Annotated in this window: 15 protein-coding genes; 9 read left to right on the top strand and 6 right to left on the bottom strand. The window is 59.9% G+C overall.

The annotated features are described in order from the left end of the window. Positions 1–44: 44 nt before the first annotated feature. A complete protein-coding gene (locus VGL70_11435) occupies positions 45–1,508 on the bottom strand; it encodes an aldehyde dehydrogenase family protein (GenBank protein ID HEY3304135.1) in 1,464 nt (487 codons plus the stop codon). 96 nt (positions 1,509–1,604) lie between these two features. After that, complete coding sequence (locus VGL70_11430; GenBank protein ID HEY3304134.1) at positions 1,605–2,396, bottom strand: enoyl-CoA hydratase-related protein; 792 nt, start codon at positions 2,394–2,396, stop codon at positions 1,605–1,607. Positions 2,397–2,564: 168 nt separating this feature from the next. On the opposite strand from VGL70_11430, the gene VGL70_11425 reads away from it, so the two are divergent. From VGL70_11425 to VGL70_11405, 5 genes are all read left to right on the top strand, one after another. After that, positions 2,565–3,410 carry a M48 family metalloprotease gene (locus VGL70_11425; protein HEY3304133.1) on the top strand — a complete coding sequence of 282 codons (846 nt, stop codon included), beginning with the start codon at positions 2,565–2,567 and terminating at the stop codon, positions 3,408–3,410. Between the two features lie 33 nt (positions 3,411–3,443). After that, positions 3,444–4,526 carry a transporter substrate-binding domain-containing protein gene (locus tag VGL70_11420; protein HEY3304132.1) on the top strand — a complete coding sequence of 361 codons (1,083 nt, stop codon included), beginning with the start codon at positions 3,444–3,446 and terminating at the stop codon, positions 4,524–4,526. Positions 4,527–4,889: 363 nt separating this feature from the next. After that, positions 4,890–5,825: a polysaccharide deacetylase family protein gene (locus VGL70_11415; protein ID HEY3304131.1), complete on the top strand. Its 936-nt coding sequence runs from the start codon at positions 4,890–4,892 to the stop codon at positions 5,823–5,825. 110 nt (positions 5,826–5,935) lie between these two features. Next, positions 5,936–7,102: a hypothetical protein gene (locus VGL70_11410; protein HEY3304130.1), complete on the top strand. Its 1,167-nt coding sequence runs from the start codon at positions 5,936–5,938 to the stop codon at positions 7,100–7,102. A gap of 394 nt (positions 7,103–7,496) precedes the next feature. Continuing rightward, positions 7,497–7,892: a hypothetical protein gene (locus VGL70_11405; protein HEY3304129.1), complete on the top strand. Its 396-nt coding sequence runs from the start codon at positions 7,497–7,499 to the stop codon at positions 7,890–7,892. A 125-nt stretch (positions 7,893–8,017) separates the two neighbouring features. On the opposite strand, the gene VGL70_11400 is transcribed toward VGL70_11405, so the two are convergent. Genes VGL70_11400 through VGL70_11390 form a run of 3 tightly spaced genes read right to left on the bottom strand, consistent with a single transcriptional unit; the run spans position 8,018 to position 12,081 of the window. Beyond that, complete coding sequence (locus VGL70_11400) at positions 8,018–9,391, bottom strand: hypothetical protein (GenBank protein HEY3304128.1); 1,374 nt, start codon at positions 9,389–9,391, stop codon at positions 8,018–8,020. Positions 9,392–9,417: 26 nt separating this feature from the next. Beyond that, entirely contained in the window at positions 9,418–10,782 is a 1,365-nt protein-coding gene (locus VGL70_11395) for a hypothetical protein (GenBank protein ID HEY3304127.1), read from the bottom strand. Positions 10,783–10,788: 6 nt separating this feature from the next. Next, entirely contained in the window at positions 10,789–12,081 is a 1,293-nt protein-coding gene (locus VGL70_11390; protein ID HEY3304126.1) for a M20/M25/M40 family metallo-hydrolase, read from the bottom strand. A gap of 202 nt (positions 12,082–12,283) precedes the next feature. On the opposite strand from VGL70_11390, the gene VGL70_11385 reads away from it, so the two are divergent. The 4 genes from VGL70_11385 to VGL70_11370 all read left to right on the top strand — a co-directional run bounded on the left by VGL70_11385 (position 12,284) and on the right by VGL70_11370 (position 16,150). Further along, the gene (locus VGL70_11385; GenBank protein HEY3304125.1) at positions 12,284–13,156 is read left to right on the top strand and encodes an IS110 family transposase; all 873 of its coding nucleotides are present in this window, start codon (positions 12,284–12,286) and stop codon (positions 13,154–13,156) included. A 319-nt stretch (positions 13,157–13,475) separates the two neighbouring features. Further along, on the top strand, positions 13,476–14,180 hold the full coding sequence (locus tag VGL70_11380) for an isochorismatase family protein (GenBank protein HEY3304124.1): 705 nt from the start codon (positions 13,476–13,478) through the stop codon (positions 14,178–14,180). A gap of 159 nt (positions 14,181–14,339) precedes the next feature. Beyond that, entirely contained in the window at positions 14,340–14,840 is a 501-nt protein-coding gene (locus VGL70_11375) for a permease (protein HEY3304123.1), read from the top strand. A gap of 20 nt (positions 14,841–14,860) precedes the next feature. After that, on the top strand, positions 14,861–16,150 hold the full coding sequence (locus tag VGL70_11370; GenBank protein HEY3304122.1) for an alkaline phosphatase D family protein: 1,290 nt from the start codon (positions 14,861–14,863) through the stop codon (positions 16,148–16,150). A 47-nt stretch (positions 16,151–16,197) separates the two neighbouring features. Here VGL70_11370 and VGL70_11365 read toward each other — a convergent pair whose 3' ends face one another. After that, positions 16,198–17,190, bottom strand: a complete 993-nt coding sequence (locus VGL70_11365) for a D-2-hydroxyacid dehydrogenase family protein (GenBank protein HEY3304121.1) — start codon at positions 17,188–17,190, stop codon at positions 16,198–16,200. Positions 17,191–17,264: the final 74 nt, after the last annotated feature.

Raw genomic sequence — 17,264 nt, 5'->3', positions numbered from 1 at the left:
CCAGGCGGAGCCGGTCGGGCTTTTAAGTCAGACACAGCTCTTTCCTATACGTTCACGATCGCCACACCCTTCGGCTCCAGGTAGTAATCCAACGCCTCGGGGCCGTGCTCGCGGCCGACGCCGCTCTGCTTGACGCCGCCGAACGGCAGCTCGTCGTAGCCGTAGTGGAGCGAGTTGACCCAGACGTTGCCCGCCTGAAGCTTGTCGATCGCCCTGTTGGCGTGGACGAGATTCCTGGTCCAAATCGACGAGCCGAGGCCGAAGATCGAGTTGTTCGCTTTCTCGATCGCCTCGTCCAGCGTTTTAAAGGTGAAAACGGGCAGCACAGGGCCGAAAGTCTCCTCCACGCTGACGCGGGCGTCTTCAGGCACGTTGGTGAGCAGCGTCGGCAGGTAAAAATACCCCTTGTCGAGATCGCCGCCGCCCTTGGGCCTTTCGCCGCCGAAGATGACTTTCGCGCCGCGCGCCTTCGCATCCTCGACCTGCTCTTCGATCTCTTTGCGCTGCGATTCGATGTGGATCGGGCCCATGCGCGTTTCCTTGCTGGCGCCGTTGCCGACGGTTTTCGTCTTCAGTATCTCCGCCAGCTTGCCGACGAAAGATTCGGCGACCGACTCCTGGACGAAGAGCCGCTTGACGCCGAGGCACATCTGGCCGCAGTTGAAGTAGCGACCGATGTCGGCCATCTTGATCGCTACGTCGAGATTGGCGTCGTCCATGACGATCATCGGATCGCTGCCGCCGAGCTCGAGCGTGACTCTCTTGATCTCCCGGCCCGCTACTTCCATGACGTGCTTGCCGACCAGAGTGGAGCCGGTAAACGCGATGCGCCGAATGCGCGGATTCTTTAAAATTTCTTCGCCGACGGTGCTGCCCGGGCCAGTGACCACGTTGACCGCTCCCTTGGGCAAAGTTTTCTGCGCCTTGCCCTCGCCGTACGTGGCTTTCTGAATTTGCTCGATGGCGATGAGCGTCGCAAGCGGCGTCGTGCTCGCCGGCTTGATGATGATCGTGTTTCCCGCCGCGAGCGCCGGGCCCAGCTTCGTTCCCATGAGCGTCAGCGGGAAATTCCACGGCACGATGCCGGCGCAGACGCCGATCGGCTGGCGCACGACCATGCCGTAGGCGTTTTTCTGCGGCAGCGGAACGTGAGCGCCGCGGACTTTAGATGCGAGGCCGGCGTAAAATTCCAGGCCGTGCAGCAGGTGGTGAATTTCCAGGCCCGCTTCGAAGAGCGTCTTGCCCTGTTCCTTCGTCAGCGCCTGGGCGATGTCGCCGCTCTTCTGCTTGATCAGCTCGCAGGCGTTCATGAGCATCTTGCCGCGGTCCTCTGCCGTGACGTCGGACCACTCCTTGAACGCGCTCTCGGCCGCCTGGATCGCCTGCTGGACGTCCTTCTCGTTTCCTTTCGGGACGGTGTCCACAACCTCGCCGGTCGCCGGGTTACGAACCTCGTAAGTCTGCCCGCTCACCGAATCGACTTGCTCGCCGCCGATCAACATTTTCATTATTCGCCCTCCGAAGTGTAATTGTTAGCTCAGAAGCTCTCAGCGGTCAGCGATCAGCAAAAACGAATCTCACGGCTGATAGCTGATGGCTGATAGCTATCTACCTTTATACTGCGCGGTTCTTTTTTCCAGGTAGGCCTTCACGCCCTCGGCGGCGTCTTCGCTGCCGAAGGCCTGCGCCAGCACTTCCCGCTCGAAGGCGAGACCGTCGGGAAGCGACAGTTCCAAGCCGGTCTGAACGGCGCGCTTTACTTTGCCGACGGCCATGCTCGCTTTGTTGGGCGTGACGAATTGCTTGGCATAGTCCATGACGCGATCGAGAAAGTTTTCCTTCTCATAGATGAAATTGACGAGGCCCATCTCCAGCGCCTCTTCGAAGGCGATGGTTCTCCCGGTCGCGCACAGCTCCATCGCGCGCCCTTTGCCGACCAGCCGCGGCAGCCGCTGCGTGCCGCCCATGCCGGGCATGACGCCGAGATTGATCTCCGCCAGGCCGAGCTTCCCGCCTTCTTTTTTGGCGATGCGGATGTCGCAGGCCATGGCGATCTCGAGGCCGCCGCCGACCGCGTGTCCGTTGACCGCGGCGATCACGAGCTTGGGCGTGTTTTCCAGGCGCATCAGGACTTCGTGGCCGTGCAGCGCGAAGTTGTTTTTGTAAGCGAGAGGCTTGTTGGCGAGCATGTTGATGTCGGCGCCCGCGGAGAAGAACTTTTCCCCCTTGCCGGTAATCACCAGCGCGTGAACGTTGTCGTCGAAGCGCGCCTGCAAAATGGCGTCGTCCAGCTCGCGCAAAAGCTCGTGCGTGTAGCTGTTCACCGGCGGGCGGTTGAGCTCCACAAGCGCCACCCCGTTATCGGCTTTGTATTCGACTGTTTTCTCGTTCGCCATGATCCAACCTCCACCAATCGTTGTGAATTTTCTTTCCTTATCTGGCAACTCCGCGCAAGTCAAGGCCGAGTGAAACCTCTGGATAACGCGCTCGAATTGTCTTATGATTCCCTTGCTCCCATGACAGCCGCTTTGCAAGCAATGGCCAAAAGGAAGACGGTAAAAATCATGCGTTTCGGTTGGATCCATCCCGCGGTCGCCATTTTTTGCCTCATGCTCTCCGCCTGCGCCACCACCGGGCCCAAGATCAGCGCCGAAGAGGAAAAAAAGTTCAAGGAAGCGTTGCTGGCCGAGTCCAAGGCCTGGCAGAAAAAACAACAGGAGAGGATCGAAGAGGTGGCGAGCCGGCTGCTCGAAGCGACGGACACGCAGAGCGTGATCCGGTTCGTCTTCGCCGCCAGCTCCGAGCAAACCGGCGCGCGCGTGAATCTCGACGCGGCCAATGCCTGGACCGACGGCGGCACGGTGTGGGTCACTCGCGGCATGATGCGCTTTCTCAAGAACGACGACGAGCTCGCCGCCGTCCTGGGACATGAGATCGCCCATGCGCTCCGAGGCCACATGAGATATCTCTGGGCGCAGAATATCCTGGGCATGGCGGTGGCCGTCCCCGCCGGAATCTACGGCGGCCAGATCGGCGGCGAAGCCGCCGCGCGCATGGTGCAGCTCGCGACGGCCAAGTTCGACCGCGACCGCGAGCGCGAGGCCGATCTCTACGGTCTCATGTGGGCCCACCGCGCCGGCTTCAACGTCGACGACGGCAAAGAAGTTTTCCGGAGAATCGCCATCGAAATGCCCGGCAGTACGGAAAGAGGGTTTCTCTCCACGCACCCGACCGCGCCGGAAAGGTTCCTGGCGCTGGACAAGATCGCTGCGACGCTCAAGGCGGGACAGGACCCGCTCAAGGTTTTCGGTCCGAAGCCGGAAACGGACGAAAAGAAAACCCAAGACGAAAAGAAGGGCGAAGTGACCGCTGAAGAAGATCTCGCAAAACGGAATTCCGCCGAGCGGTAATTGCGATCGCTTTGGATGACCCCGCTCCAGGCCATGGCCATCGCTAGAGTCGCGGCGCTCGCGCTAATGGGGCTTTTGCTGCCGCCGCTGCCCGTGCCGGCCCAGGCTCCCGCCCGTCCGCTCCGCGTCGCTACTCGGGTGGTCCCGCCGTTCGTGTTTGAAGATAAGGGCAAGCTCGCCGGCTTCAGCATCGATCTCTGGCAGAATATTTCCGAAGAAATAAAGGCGAGATCAGAACTGGCGGAGCATCCCACCGTGGTCGATCTGCTCGCCGCGGTAAAATCGGGTAAAAGCGATCTGGGAATCGCCGCGATCTCCATCACCGCCGAGCGCAGCCGGGAGTTCGATTTTTCCCAGCCGATGTTCGACTCCGGCCTGCAGATTCTGGTCCGCGATCAGCCCGGCGGAGGCAGTTCGGTGCGTCAGACGTTGTCGCTTCTGCTTTCCTCCGCCGCTCTGCCGTTTGTGGGACTGACGCTCCTCTTCGTTCTCGTGCCGGCGCACATCGTCTGGCTCTCCGAACGGCGCCACCCGCGCGGCATGATCGAGTCCCGTTCTTATTTTCCCGGCATCTTCGAGGCTTGCTGGTGGGCGGCGTCGACTCTGGCGACGCAGGCCGATCAAATGCCGCGGAGCGCGCTCGGCCGGGCGATGGCGATCCTCTGGATGTTCACCGCCGTTTTGTTCGTCGCCTACTTTACCGCGACCGTGACCAGCTCGCTGACCGTCCAGCAGCTTCAAGGCGACATCAACGGCCCGGAAGATTTGCCCGGCAAACAGGTGGCGACGACGACCGGCAGCACGTCGGCCGCTTACCTTCGCCAGCATAATATCGAGACGCTGGAATTCCCACGCATTGAGCAGGCCTACGAAGCTTTGCTCAAGGGGCAGGCCGACGCGGTCGTATTCGATGCTCCGGTCCTGCTCTTCTACGCGGCGCGCGAGGGAAAAGGAAAGGTGAACGTCGTTGGATCGGTCTTCCGCAAGGAAAGCTACGGCATCGTTTTTCCGCAGAACAGTCCTTACCGCAGGCCGGTGAACGCGGCGTTGCTGAAGCTCAAAGAGGACGGCACCTATCAGCGCCTCTACGACAAATGGTTCGCGGCGGGCCGATAAACTTCGCCTAACTTCGTTTCATCGCCCCTCGCGCTCCCTGCGGCGTACAAAACAAAGTACGCCTCAGTCGGCTCGGGGCTCGCGCCATAGCCCGCCCGCGAGTCTCTCTCCGGGCCGATGCGATACGTCCGGTGTTACGCGGCACGAGTTTCCGAGGAGAAATTCTGAAGTACGTTTGGCGTTCCTCGTCCAACGCATCGGCCCTTCGAGAAACCCCCGGGCGGGCGTTACGATGGGCATGCTCGTTTCTCGGCCCGCCGCACGATAAGTCTGGACTTACCTGTATGTTCCGAGCGCCGTGATGCTTGGAAAGTGTATGTCGTTGTGGCAAAGGTAGGATCACTTCGACAGTAGGAGGAACTCATGAAGCGCAAGAGAAAGCCGATCAAATGGCCCGATGGCGCGCGCATCGCGATCACGCCCTGCGTCGCGTTCGAGACCTGGCCGGAGGATTTGGGCGGCCCCGGGTCGATGCAGCAGGAAAACCGGCGCGGCTATCCGAAAAACGCCGTGACGAAGAAAAGCCTCGCCAGCATCACCGACCGCGAGTTCGGCGAGCGCGTCGGCGTCTTTCGCTTCCTCGATCTTTTTAAGAAAGAGGGCATAAGGACGACGTGGTTCCCGACCGGCATCACGGTCCAGAATTATCCCGATGTGATTAAAGAAGCGGTGGCCGACGGCCACGAGATCGGCACCGAGACCTGGATTCACGACTACAACTACATGAAAAAAAGAGACCAGGAGAAAAAGGACCTGCAACGGACCGTGCAGATCGTCAAAGACGTGGTCGGAGAGGCGCCTAAAGGCTATCTTTCAACCGGCGTGGCGCCGGGCGCGGACACCGTCGATATCATCGCCGAGCTCGGCTACACCTACTGGATGGACCCGCAGCACGAGGAGACCCCCTATACGCTCAAAGTGAAGAACAAGGAGCTGACGGTCCTGTCATATTTTACAGATCTCAACGACTATTCCAGCTACCAGCGCGCCGGGCGCACGCCGCGCGACCTTCTGCAAATGTGGAAAGACACCTTCGATTGCATGTACGAGGAAGGGGAGACCGACCCGAAGTTCATGATCTGGGGAAACCATCCGTTCGTGGGCGGCCGGCCGTTTCGCGCCGTGCTGCTCAGGGAATTTATCCGCTACGCCAAGGGCCATTCCAAAGTTTGGTTCGCGCGCGCCGGCGACATCGCCAAATGGTATCGGGAAAATTATCGCGACGCGCAGGTCGAAGAGTGGCCCAATTTCACCATCGCCGGCAGACCCGGCAAAAAGTCCGACTTGTTAAAACTTTGAAGAATCTGTCGGAGAGATCCTTCACTTTGTTCAGGATGATGGACTCTTTTTTATGTCCCATTCTGAGCGGAGCGAAGAATCTCGTTTTAAGTAAAAACAGAAAATTCAGCATGTCAAAGAAAGACGCACGAGAGGCAGCGCTCAAAACAGGACTCGATCGGCTACGGGAGTCCGGAATCGACACAGAGAATGCTTCAGCTACGGCACTGGGCGCGCTTACGAATCATCTCGGCAAGGGACACGACACGGATCTCGCCGTCGCGTTTCTTCTCGGCCGCGTCGCCGATCCCGCCGCCGTCGCCGCGTTGACCGAGTTGGAGCGGACCGCCGCTTCGAAGGACATCAAGCGCGAGGCACGCCGCTCGCTTTTCAAGCTCGCGCAGAGAGGCATGACGATTCCGCGCGCCGAGGATGCCGGCATCGCGAAGCCGCGGCCCGCGCTCAAGCTCGGTCCCGAGATCGAGGGATATATCTCATCGGTGGACGGCGCCGGGGTGCGGCTCGTGTGGTTGACGAGGCCGCAACCCGACGGCGGTCTCCAGTTGCTTCAGGGAATGGTGAGCGACCGGACCGGCCTGGAGCGCGCGAGCGGCGCGCTGATCAAACGGAAAGAGCTACGCGAGCAGGCCCAGGCGATCAAGGAGAGTCACGGCATTCAGATGATCTCGGTGCCGTGGGAATACGCCGATCAGATGCTTTACGAGAGTTATGAAAAGGCCAAGTCTCTCGGCCAGGGCAGGACCGAACATTTCTCTTCGCTGAGAGCCGCTTTCAATCCGCTGAAACCCAAGCCCGCGCCGCACCCGATCCACAGCCGCCTGAGCCCCGACGGGGCGCGCGCCGAGGCGTGGCGCGAGCGCTCGCGGCGGCTTCTCGACGAGCCTGAGTTTCGTTTCTGGATTCTCGACGATGATTGGATGGCGCCCTACCTGGAGCGGGTCGAGCAGGCGCGGGAGAGCCGCCTGGTCTTGAACGAGGTCCAGAAAGAGGAGCGCGTCTCGGCCATCGTCCGCGACGCCGCGCGGGAAATTTTCGCCGGGGAAACCGGCCGCGTCTTCGCGCGCAGGATGGAGGACATGGCGCTCTATCTGCTCGAGACCGGACGCGAGGAGCCGGCTAAACTGGCGCTCGCCGTCGCGCTGCAGCTCGCGGAAGGCGAAGCGGGGCTCCTGGATATTTCCTTTCTCACCGGCCTGGCGCAAAAAAGCCTCGCCTTCTATCTCAGCCAGGCGAAAGAAAAAGCGGCGGCAGAGCCGTCCTTCATCGTCAAGCCGTAGCGGATTGTCGAAATGTCTTTTCTTGCCCGTTCCAACGGAGATGCCCGGTCAACGCTGCCCGGGGGATAAAACCAACGAGGACATTTAGGGCCTGGAGCCGCACGTGAAGGAAATAACAGTCTGCTGAAGGCTTTCCCGGCATTTTTTGGAAAGCGCGTTAGCGGAAAGGTCAAGCGCGCCCCTCAAGCAGCGCGGGTAAACGAGGAGCGAGAGCCGATTCTCATCGGCCTTGACGTTTTTCGGAAGCGGGTTGTTACAAGCCCTCTTGTTTTCAAAGTAGAAGAAGTTCCTTATCTGCCGACCCGGCTCCATGACGCTCCAAGGGTCCATGGTAAACTCTCTGGCATGGATTCTGCTCCCTGTGCTATACATGATTTTCACAAAGGAGGTTATTATGCGTTCGAAAAAAATGACCCTGTTCATGGCCATCCTGATGGCCGCTTTTATGACGGGCTCTATTCATGTTCGCGCCCAGGTCGTGCCGCCGCCCGTTGATACCGACGGGGACGGCGTACCCGACACCGAGGACGAATGCCCCGCCACCGATCCTGCCGCGCTGACCGGCACGCTGGTCATCGACGGCATCGACACCGGAGTCGCGAACACGCTTTTCGCCAATGGATGCAGCCTCGCCGACCTGATCCTCGAGTGCGCCGAAGGCGCAACCAATCACGGGCGGTTTGTGCGTTGCGTCGCCCATCTCACCAACAGTCTAAAACGCCAGCATGTTCTGAGCGGCAAGCAGAAGGGCAAAATTCAAAGCGCCGCCGCGCACGCCGACATTCCGTAGCTTTTCTCACTCCTGAGTCGCCACGGCTCCTTTGCCGGCGGCGCTCGAAAGGGGTCAGCTCCCCGATCTGCCGTCGGCAGGAAAGGGAGCTGACCCGGTCTTATTCGCGTCCTTGTACCTAATTCTCAATCAATTTTGAAGCTCATCAGCGCCTGCTCGAGCGGGCCCTCGTCGCGGTAAATCCTGCTTTTGACAAACCACCTGGCCCGCGGCGCGTACCACTGCTCCGAGATCAGCTCGCCGGTCTGGGTGTCGTAGGTCTCGATCCGGAAGGCCTCGAAAATGCCGGCCGGCACGCGGATCTCTTCCAGCGCCGCGACCACCACCTCGGTGTCGATTCTTTGCGTGCGCTTGCGCTCGGCATCCTCAGACACGTAAGAATTCCTCCATTGCTTTCCCGTTTCGAGCGGCCAGGCGAGCGGCAGAGAGGGTGGATCGTTTTTGTTGATCGTCTTGCCGCCGGAAAGAGTCGCCAGCACGCCGAGATTGTTTTTCGCGTGCGGGTATTCGTTCTTGCCGATGGCGAGCACGTAGCTCGGCGACGTCTCGAAAACTTCTTCCCTTGCGACCTGGTTCACGACCGTGCCTTTGACGCCGGGGGCCGCGAATAGATATTGCCATCGATAGCCGGCCTTCCACTCGGGGGCCCGCGCCTGGCGGCCGTCGCCGCGCGGCCGATGCGCCGCGGCGAGCGCGTTGACGCTTTGCTGCAGATCGCGCTGGAAGTCTTCCAGCGTCATGCCGAAGCTCTGAAGAAAATTTTTCGCTTGGAAGTAGTCCATCATTTTTGCCGCGCCGCTCTTCTCGATGAGCTTGTGCACGGCGAGAAACGACAAGTCGTGCGTTCCCACTCTGCCCTTCGGGCGCTCGAGAACCCACAACCAATGGCCGGTCCTGTCGAGCTCTTCGAACCGCGGCAGATAAGGTCCGTAACGCGCCAGCTCGCGCTCGGCGCGCGACAGCGACGACGCGTAACTCTCCCAACCGAGGGCGTCCATGACTTTCGCGGCGATCCAATCGGCGAAGCCTTCCCTCATCCAGTGGCCCGCCGGCTTCGCGCCGCCCCTCAAGACAAATTCGAGATTGTGACCATACTCGTGAGCCAGGAGACGCAAGAGCATGCCCCAGGGCCGTCCGCTGGCGGCTTCCATATTGACGTGAAGCCGGTTCTCGTGCGGCACGGCCAAGCTCTGGCGTATCTTGTCCGTGCGGAGCCGCGGCAATCCGTCCGTGTAATACGAATAAGCGTTGGCGTCGTCATAAACGTGGAGATGGAAAGGATAGACGGGGGGGAAGCCGAGGTCTCGGGTGCACACCGTCATGATCGCGGCCACCGCCTCCTCGAGAGTTTTTACCTGCTCGGGGCTCGCCGGCCGGAAGACGGGAGGGTTGCTGACGGGCACAAGCCGCGGCGGCTCGTGCAGCCCGCAGCCCGAAGCGCCGACCGTCAAAAGGATTAAAAACAAGCCGCAGAGCCGGCGCTTCGATGGAGGAAGCATTATTGTTTCGCGGTTTTTCAAGATCGTCAATCGATTTTGAAGCTCTGCAGCTCCTGTTCGATAACGCCTTCCTGACGGTAGTCTTTCGATTTTACAACCCATTTTACCCGCGGCGCGTACCACTGCTCGAACATTAGCTCGCCGGTGTGAAAGTTGTAGGTCTCGATCCGGTAAGCTTCAAACCTGCCTGCCGGGACAAGGATCTCTTCAACGCCCGCCACGACTGTTTCTACGTCCATCCTTTGCGATGATTTTTGCTCAAGGTTCTCCACCACGGAGGTGTTTCTCCACTCCTTGCTCGCGGCGAGGGGCCAGGATAGCCACAGAAGGGGAGGGCTATTTTTCGTGATTGTCTTTCCTCCGGATAGAGTCGCCGACAAGGCCAGGGTGTCCTTGGTGTGGATATAGTCATTCGCTCCGAGCCGTAAGATGTAAGCAGGGACGCCGTCGAAGATCTCCTCTCTTACAACTTCGTTCGTGGACCTTCCTCTAGCCCCGAGGCCTTTGACCGCATACTGCCATTGATAGCCGCTCTTCCATTCGGGCCTGGGTTCGGCCTTTAGGCCGCTTTTCTTGGCGGTATTGCGCGCGACAAGATCCTTGACGACGCCTTCCATCTCGCGCTCGAAGTCGCCCCATGACAGGCCGAAACTGGCGGAAAAATTTTCCGAGCGGAAGTATTCCCTCATCCCCGCCACGCCTTTCTTTTCAATGAGCCGATGCACGGCGAGAAGGGCCAAGCCGTAAGCCTGTATTTTGCCCTTGGGGCGATCGACGACGCGTACCCACTGCCGCGTCTGTTCAAGCTCGGAAAACTTCGGCAAGGAAGCGCCGTGACGCGCGAGCGCGCGCTCGGTGCGGGCCAATGACGACGCGTAACTCTCCCAGCCCAGCGAGTCCATCACCTTGGCGGCGACCCAGTCGGCGAAGCCTTCTCTGATCCACTGGTTCCAGCCGTGCGTGCCGCCGATGACCACGTCTTCGATATTGTGCGCGTATTCGTGAGCCAGGAATCTCAGCAGCGTTCCCCAGGATACTCCTCCGAGGCGTTCCAGGTTGACGTGCAGGCGAGTCTCTTGTGGCTGGGCCCAGGTGAGGCGGACCATACTTTGGTCCATCCGGGCAAATCCATAGGTATAGGCGGCGTAGGCGTTCGCATCTTTGTAGAGATGAAGATAATACGGTTCGATGACGGGCAGCCCGAGATCTTTCGTGCACACGGTCATGACGGCCGCTATGGCATCCTCTAGGCTCTTGACCTCCTGCGGCGTTTTCGGGCGGAAAGCGGGAGGCTTTGAGATAACAACGAGTTGGCCGGGCTCGGGAATGCTGCAAGCCGAGACGGCTAATGAGATCAGTATAAACCACAGCCAGGAGGCAAACGTTTTCACTGCTTTTTATAGACCTCCGGGCCGCTCGCGGCTGCAGATGTCGAGCGCGACGAGCGCATAGATCTGCGCCGCTTTGACCATATCGTCGATCCGGATCTCCTCAGCGCGCGGGCCGATGCGTTTGCCGCGCGGGCCGATCTTGACCGCGGGAATGCCGAGCTCGTTGTAAACGTTCGTGTCGGTCCAGATGCTGGCGCGGTCGGCGGCCTCGTGCGTGAGCTTCGAGCCGAAAAGAAACTGGTGGATCTCTTCGAGCGATTCGACCAGAGGCTCGACGCCTTTGCCCTCGTGGCCGAGGAGCGATTTGTACGCTTCCATCTCGTATTCGACGCCGAGCGCGGCGAGCGTCTTTTCCACCTCGTGTTGGACGGTGACGGGTCTCACCTGCGGCGGCGTGCGGATATCGACGTAGATGCTGCACACGCCTGGAAAATAATTCGGCCGGTAAGGCGCGCCGCCCTCGATCGCGCCGATGTTAACCTTGGGATAGAGCGGGCCGGTGGGCGAGTTGTAAATATATTTTTCTTCGAAGCGCTCGGCCCATTGCTCCAGGGCGTTGATCATCTTCGTCATCTTGACGATCGCGTTTAATTTTTCCATCGGGTGTGTCGATCGCTTGCTGCCCCACGCCGCCTCGGCCTTGCCGAAAGTGGTGATCTTAATCTGCACGACCCCGGTCTGGGTCCAGACGATGTTCAAGTCCGAGCCGTCGGCGACGACGGCGTAGTCGGTGTGCATGCCGTGGGTCAGCAGGTGTCTCGTGCCGGCGCCCTCGCCGCGGTACTCTTTGGTTTGCCACGGGCCGATCGGCGTGCGCGAGATCTCGCCCACGACGGCGGCGAAGACCGCGTCGCCTTTGAGCGTGACGCCGCTTTTCTTGAGCGCCTTTGCCGCCATCATGAACGCCGCCACGCCGCCTTTCATGTTCGAGATGCCGAGGCCGCGCACTTTGCCGCCGGCGATCGAACCGCGAAGCTCGGATTCCGGCTCGATGTTGGCGACCATGCGGAGATCTTCGCTGGTGCCGGTAAAGCTCGTGTCCATGTGGCCGTTGAAGCCGAGACTCAACCCGCTGCCGGCGCCTTTGAGCACGCCGACGGCGTTGGGCCGATCGACTTCGACCTCCTGCCGGATCGCTTTGAGGCCGTTCGCCTGAAACCAATTGAGAATAAATTCCGCGACCGCTTTCTCCTGTCCGGTCGGACTCGGATGGTTGACGAGGTCGCAGCCGAGCTGCGCCAGCTCGTCGCGATCGATTTGCGCCAGGACTTTTTGCGCCAATTCTTTGTTGACGGGCATTGTCTTTCTCCTCCCGCGAACATACGTTTCACCGGCGGCGGAGTCAACATCCGTTGGTCTATAGGGATCGAATCATTTCCAGAGAGATCCTTCACTTCGTTCATCAGGATGACAAATCCAGGAGTGTCATTCTGATTAATATGAAAGCGATGAATTCCGTAACGGCGGTTATTAAAATGACGAGTCGAGGAGGGGAACAGTTATGGAATACATCGCATTGGATGTTCATAAGAAATACACCTGGGCACGGGTCGAGAGTCAAGTAGGAGAACGGTTGTTCGAATGCCGACTGGCGCACGACCGAGGGACGATCAAGGGCTTTGTAAGCAAGTGGTCCGAGGGAGCGCCAGTAGCGGTGGAGACGGTAGGCAACTGGTACTGGGTGGTCGATGAGATCGAGGCGGGCGGAGGAAAGCCACAGCTGGTCAACGCGCGATTGGCGAAACTGATGATGGGCAGCGTGAATAAGAGCGACAAGCTCGATGCTAAAGGGATGAACCGGTTGCAAAGAACGGGGACTCTCCCGACGGTTTGGATCCCTTCCTCTTCGGTGCGCGATGCCCGCGAGCTGCCGCGAACGCGCATGGTGCTCAGTGGACAGCGCACGCAACTGAAGAACCGAGTTCATGCCACTCTGGGCAAGTACGGGTATACGGTGGAAGGGGCGAGTGATGCCTTTGGCAAAAAAGGCCGTAAAATCGTGGAGGAGTTTCTGCCTAAGCTTCCGCCCCATACCGAACAAGCGCTTCGACGTGTGCTCGATCAGTTGGATTACGTGGGCGAGAATCTCAAAGCGATCGAACAAAAAATGATCGAGGTTTTTACTCCGTGTCCCGAGACGAACTGGCTTAAGACTTTGCCCGGCGTGGGCGATATCCTGGCGGTGGTGATTTGGACCGAGATCGGCACCGTTGAGCGCTTCGGCCGTGCCGAGCAATTGGCGAGCTACAGCGGGTTGGTGGCGCGGGAGCACTCCAGCGGGGGCTTAAGAAAGGAGAACCCTATCGGGAACCGATGTCGTCCACGCAACGGTAAGCGCGCTACGCTCATGGGTCCACTGAGACCCGCATGCTGATTGCGACACCGTTGCGGAATATTTCTCTGCCGCACAAGACGGCGAATAGATGAGTCCGATAACATCGGGTAAGAATTACGGGCGGCCAGTAGAGATTTGTCCAAAAACATTTGACCGAATACAGACTCGTGAATAACCGCTCTTGACAAAGCTTTCATAGATGAGCGACGCGAAGCATCTCTCTTTTTATCCGGTCAGGGCAGGGTCCGCGAACATTGTCCTTCCTGCGCGCAATCTAAAATGTCTCAGCTTGACAGGGTGGTGGGTGGAGCATAGATATGTCACTGAAACTCAGCAAACTTTTTGATGGAGGTTGACGATGACCGATCGCTTCGAAGACCACTGCTGGAAAGACGTCGTCAGCGAAGAGATCATGGAAATTTACCGGCACTATCGCCGTGAGACGTACATCGGGCAGCGCCCCGCGCTGCTTGCAATAGATCTTTACAATCTGGCTTTCGAAGGCGGCCAACGGCCCGTCAGTGAAGTCGTGAAAGAATTTCCCAGCGCGTGCGGCATTCACGCCTGGAATGCGGTCAAGTCGATTCAAGAGCTGTTCGCCGCCGCGCGCTCGCGCGGTCTGCCGGTGATCTACACCACGACCGAGACGCGCGGTGAGGCCAAGCCCGTGAACGTTCACGCGACCAATCGGCGGATACAAAAAATCGACCCTCGCGCTTATGAAATCTACGAGGCGTTCAAGCCCGAGCCCGGCGATCTCGTCATCTACAAAGAGCGCGCGAGCGGTTTTTTCGGCACGCCGCTGATCGCGCATTTAACCATGCTCGGAGTCGACAGCCTGATCGTCTGCGGCGAGACCACTAGCGGCTGCGTGCGTGCGAGCGTGGTCGACGCCTACTCGAACGGCTTCCACACGGTCGTGGTCGAGGAATGCGTTTTCGACCGCAGCGTTCTCTCGCACAAAGTCAACCTCTTCGACCTGCATCATAAGTACGCCGACGTCATGCATCTCGACGAAGTGAAAGGCCACTTGCTGCCGGAGGCGGTTCGACGGGCGCTTTGAACGCCGCCTGCCGGCAGTGATCCGTTTTGATTCGCACGATCATTCAAATACGCTCCGTCACTTCCCGCGCGCAGGAAAGTTAAGCCACCGAGGAATTCGCGCCGCCGGAGATCGCCCATGTCTTTAAAAGGAACATCGCGGCTCGCGCTGAGGAGGTCTATGGATATCTCTACGTTGATCATGATGGCGGTGGCGCTGGCGCTCCTCGCCGGACTTTATCTGAAGGCCCCGGAGCTTGCGGGCAAGGGGACGGGCGCGGGCGTCGCTCTGATGCTGGAGGTTTTGCCGCGCATGGTCGCGGCATTTCTCATAGCCGGTATCATTCAGGCGGTCGTCCCCGAGGAAGTCATCGCCCGGTGGATGGGCGCCGAGTCCGGGTGGAAGGGGCTCGTGATCGCGATGGGGCTTGGGGCGGTCACTCCGGGCGGTCCGATGATGCAATTCCCTATTGTCGCGTCATTGTACAAAACAGGGGTCGGTGTCGGGCCGCTGATTTCTTATCTCACCTCGTGGTCCGTTCTGGGCGTTCATCGCGCTATCGTCTGGGAAGTTCCGTTCCTGGGAGCGCGCGTCGTCGCTCTGCGCCTGGCGGTGAGCCTCGCGTTTCCATTGTTCGCGGGATGGCTTTCCGCTCTCCTCTGGAAAGACTGGGGCTCGTGAAACAAAACTGAACGATCGCGATGCAACTCTCACGACGCGCCTTCCTTCGACTAGCGGGCAAAGCCGGCCTGGCAGCTCCGTTTGCATTCGGCGCGTCGGCGTGCGCTCTGGGAACCGCCGGCCGCTTCGATGCCGACACCGGTCTCTCGCTTGGATACGTCACGGGCGACGTGACGCCGGACGGAGCGGTCGTCTGGCTCCGCGCCCAACCGGAGAGCTCGGTTTCAATCCAATACGGTAAGGACGCGACGCTTGTCTCATCTGCTTCCGCCGGCCCGATACGGGTCGCCGGCGACTCCGATTTTACCGCGAAGCTCCTGCTCAGCCGTCTCGATCCCGCTACGGTTTATTACTACCGCGCCGCGGTTGCCGGAAAAAAGCCGGGACTGGTGGGAAAATTCGTCACGGCACCGACAGCGGATGCAACGGCCGTCGTGAAGTTTTGTTTTGGCGGAGATACGCGCGAAGGCTACCGACCCTTCACCATCATGGACGCAATCCGCGCCAAGCGGCCGGATTTTTTTGTTCACCTGGGCGACACGATTTACGCCGACCGCAACTTCATAGCCTCCGAACTTCCCCAGTTTTGGTCGAAGTATCGCACCAATCGCGACGATCCTCCGAGCCAAAGGCTGTTTTCCGAGACCAGCGTCTACGCCATCTGGGACGATCACGAAGTCAGGGACAACTATGAAGCGGGCCATCCCCTGGCGGCCATCGGGCAACGAGCGTTCCTGGATTATTGGCCGGTGCGCCGCGATGGCAGCGAACCGAATCGCATCTACCGCTCGTTTCGCTGGGGCAGGGCGCTCGAGCTTTTTCTTCTCGACGGGAGGCAGTACCGCGAGCGCGCCAAAGGGACGATGCTCGGAAGCCGGCAAAAAGAATGGCTCCTGGACGGGCTCGCGCGGTCATCCGCCCTGTTCAAGATTGTAGCGACGCCCGTGCCTTTTTACGGCGGCGGCCGGGACCGATGGGAGGCGTATGCGCGCGAACGGTCGGATGTGATGCGATGGATCGAGGAGAAAAAAATCACAGGCGTCGTTTTTGTCAGCGCCGACCTGCATTACGCCGCCGTGGCGCGGATCCCGGGCCGCTTGGGCCTAAAAGAGATCGTGACGGGCCCGCTGGCCGCGCAGCTGAACGTTTTCGGCGTCGGCTACTCCGAGAGCGTGGAATTTTTCGCCAACAAGACGTTCAACTATGCCATGATCACGATCGACCCCGAAGCCGCTCCGTCTCAGATGCTGGTCGAAATTCTCGACGAAGAAAACCGAAGCCTGTACAAAACGAGAATCGACGCACTGTGAGCGATCAACTATCAGCGAATGCAATTCCCTCACCCTCGCCCTCTCCCTCAGGGAGAGGGTAGGGGTGAGGGTTTTTTGCGGCGCTGGAGCGCCTCGGGATTGACCGCGCGTGTGAGCTTGCCGTCCATGTAGCTCAAAATATTTTCCACGGCGTGTTCGGCAAAACCATGAAAGCCGGCGTCAGTCGGCCAGCCGAGATGCGGCGCGAGAACGACGTTGTCGAGCTTCGTGAGCGGGCTCGCCGCCGGCAAAGGCTCTTCGACGAACACGTCCAGCGCCGCGCCCGCGATGGCGTGCTCCCGGAGAATTTTCGCCAGCGCCTCCTCGTCGACGATCGCGCCGCGCGCCGTGTTGACGAGGTAGGCGGGTTTTTTCATGAGGCGCAGCTTCGTTTCGTCGAGCAATCCCTTGCTTTGATCTGACAGCTTGAGATGAACGGACACGACGTCACTGGTCTTCATGACTTCTTCCAGCGACATGTAGTCCGCGCCGGATTTTTCCGCCCGCTCTTTTGTCAGTGTCGGTCCCCAGGCGACGACCCTCATGCCGAAGGCCTGGGCGATGCGTGCCACTTCGGCGCCCACTTTGCCAAGACCCAGGATGCCGAGAGTTTTCCCCCGGAGAACGTAGCCCAGCACCAACGGCCACTCGCCGCGGCGCATCGCCTGATCGCTCTGCGGGATGCGGCGCATCGCGGCGATCATGAGTCCGATGGTCAGCTCTGTGACTCCGGTGCCGGCGGGAGCCATCGCGACGACGATTCCCGCGGCGGTCGCCGCTTCCATGTCTATGTGGTAGGCGTGGTTTCCCGTTTGGGCGATGATCTCGAGATCGGCGAGAGCCTTGAGCAACGGAGCGGGAAACTTAGTTCGCTCGCGGATCGGAATGATCGCCTGTGATCCCTTGAGCGCTTGAATTAATTTTTCTTCGGACGCGAACTTCTCGGTGAAGATTTCTACTTGCGCCTTCTGCCGCAGCCGCTCGATCGCCGGGGAGCTTGCAAACGCGTGCTGGTAGTCATCGAGGACGGTAACCTTCATTTTTGGAGAACCCTTCGACAAGCTCAGGGTGAACGGATTGTGGTGGTGCGGAGTCCGCTGTGTCCCGTTCGTGC

The sequence above is a fragment of the Candidatus Binatia bacterium genome, assembly GCA_036504975.1.
GTDB lineage: Bacteria > Desulfobacterota > Binatia > UBA9968 > UBA9968 > JAJPJQ01.
Note: the sequence above shows the minus strand (reverse complement) of the source record. Positions and strands in the feature narration are given on the sequence as shown.

Bases quoted from the DNA above. Each gene is read 5' to 3' on its own strand.
- VGL70_11435 (HEY3304135.1), bottom strand. From the start codon at position 1,508: ATGAAAATGTTGATCGGCGGCGAGCAAGTCGATTCGGTGAGCGGGCAG.
- VGL70_11430 (HEY3304134.1), bottom strand. From the start codon at position 2,396: ATGGCGAACGAGAAAACAGTCGAATACAAAGCCGATAACGGGGTGGCG.
- VGL70_11425 (HEY3304133.1), top strand. From the start codon at position 2,565: ATGCGTTTCGGTTGGATCCATCCCGCGGTCGCCATTTTTTGCCTCATG.
- VGL70_11420 (HEY3304132.1), top strand. From the start codon at position 3,444: ATGGCCATCGCTAGAGTCGCGGCGCTCGCGCTAATGGGGCTTTTGCTG.
- VGL70_11415 (HEY3304131.1), top strand. From the start codon at position 4,890: ATGAAGCGCAAGAGAAAGCCGATCAAATGGCCCGATGGCGCGCGCATC.
- VGL70_11410 (HEY3304130.1), top strand. From the start codon at position 5,936: ATGTCAAAGAAAGACGCACGAGAGGCAGCGCTCAAAACAGGACTCGAT.
- VGL70_11405 (HEY3304129.1), top strand. From the start codon at position 7,497: ATGCGTTCGAAAAAAATGACCCTGTTCATGGCCATCCTGATGGCCGCT.
- VGL70_11400 (HEY3304128.1), bottom strand. From the start codon at position 9,391: ATGCTTCCTCCATCGAAGCGCCGGCTCTGCGGCTTGTTTTTAATCCTT.
- VGL70_11390 (HEY3304126.1), bottom strand. From the start codon at position 12,081: ATGCCCGTCAACAAAGAATTGGCGCAAAAAGTCCTGGCGCAAATCGAT.
- VGL70_11385 (HEY3304125.1), top strand. From the start codon at position 12,284: ATGGAATACATCGCATTGGATGTTCATAAGAAATACACCTGGGCACGG.
- VGL70_11380 (HEY3304124.1), top strand. From the start codon at position 13,476: ATGACCGATCGCTTCGAAGACCACTGCTGGAAAGACGTCGTCAGCGAA.
- VGL70_11375 (HEY3304123.1), top strand. From the start codon at position 14,340: ATGGATATCTCTACGTTGATCATGATGGCGGTGGCGCTGGCGCTCCTC.
- VGL70_11370 (HEY3304122.1), top strand. From the start codon at position 14,861: ATGCAACTCTCACGACGCGCCTTCCTTCGACTAGCGGGCAAAGCCGGC.
- VGL70_11365 (HEY3304121.1), bottom strand. From the start codon at position 17,190: ATGAAGGTTACCGTCCTCGATGACTACCAGCACGCGTTTGCAAGCTCC.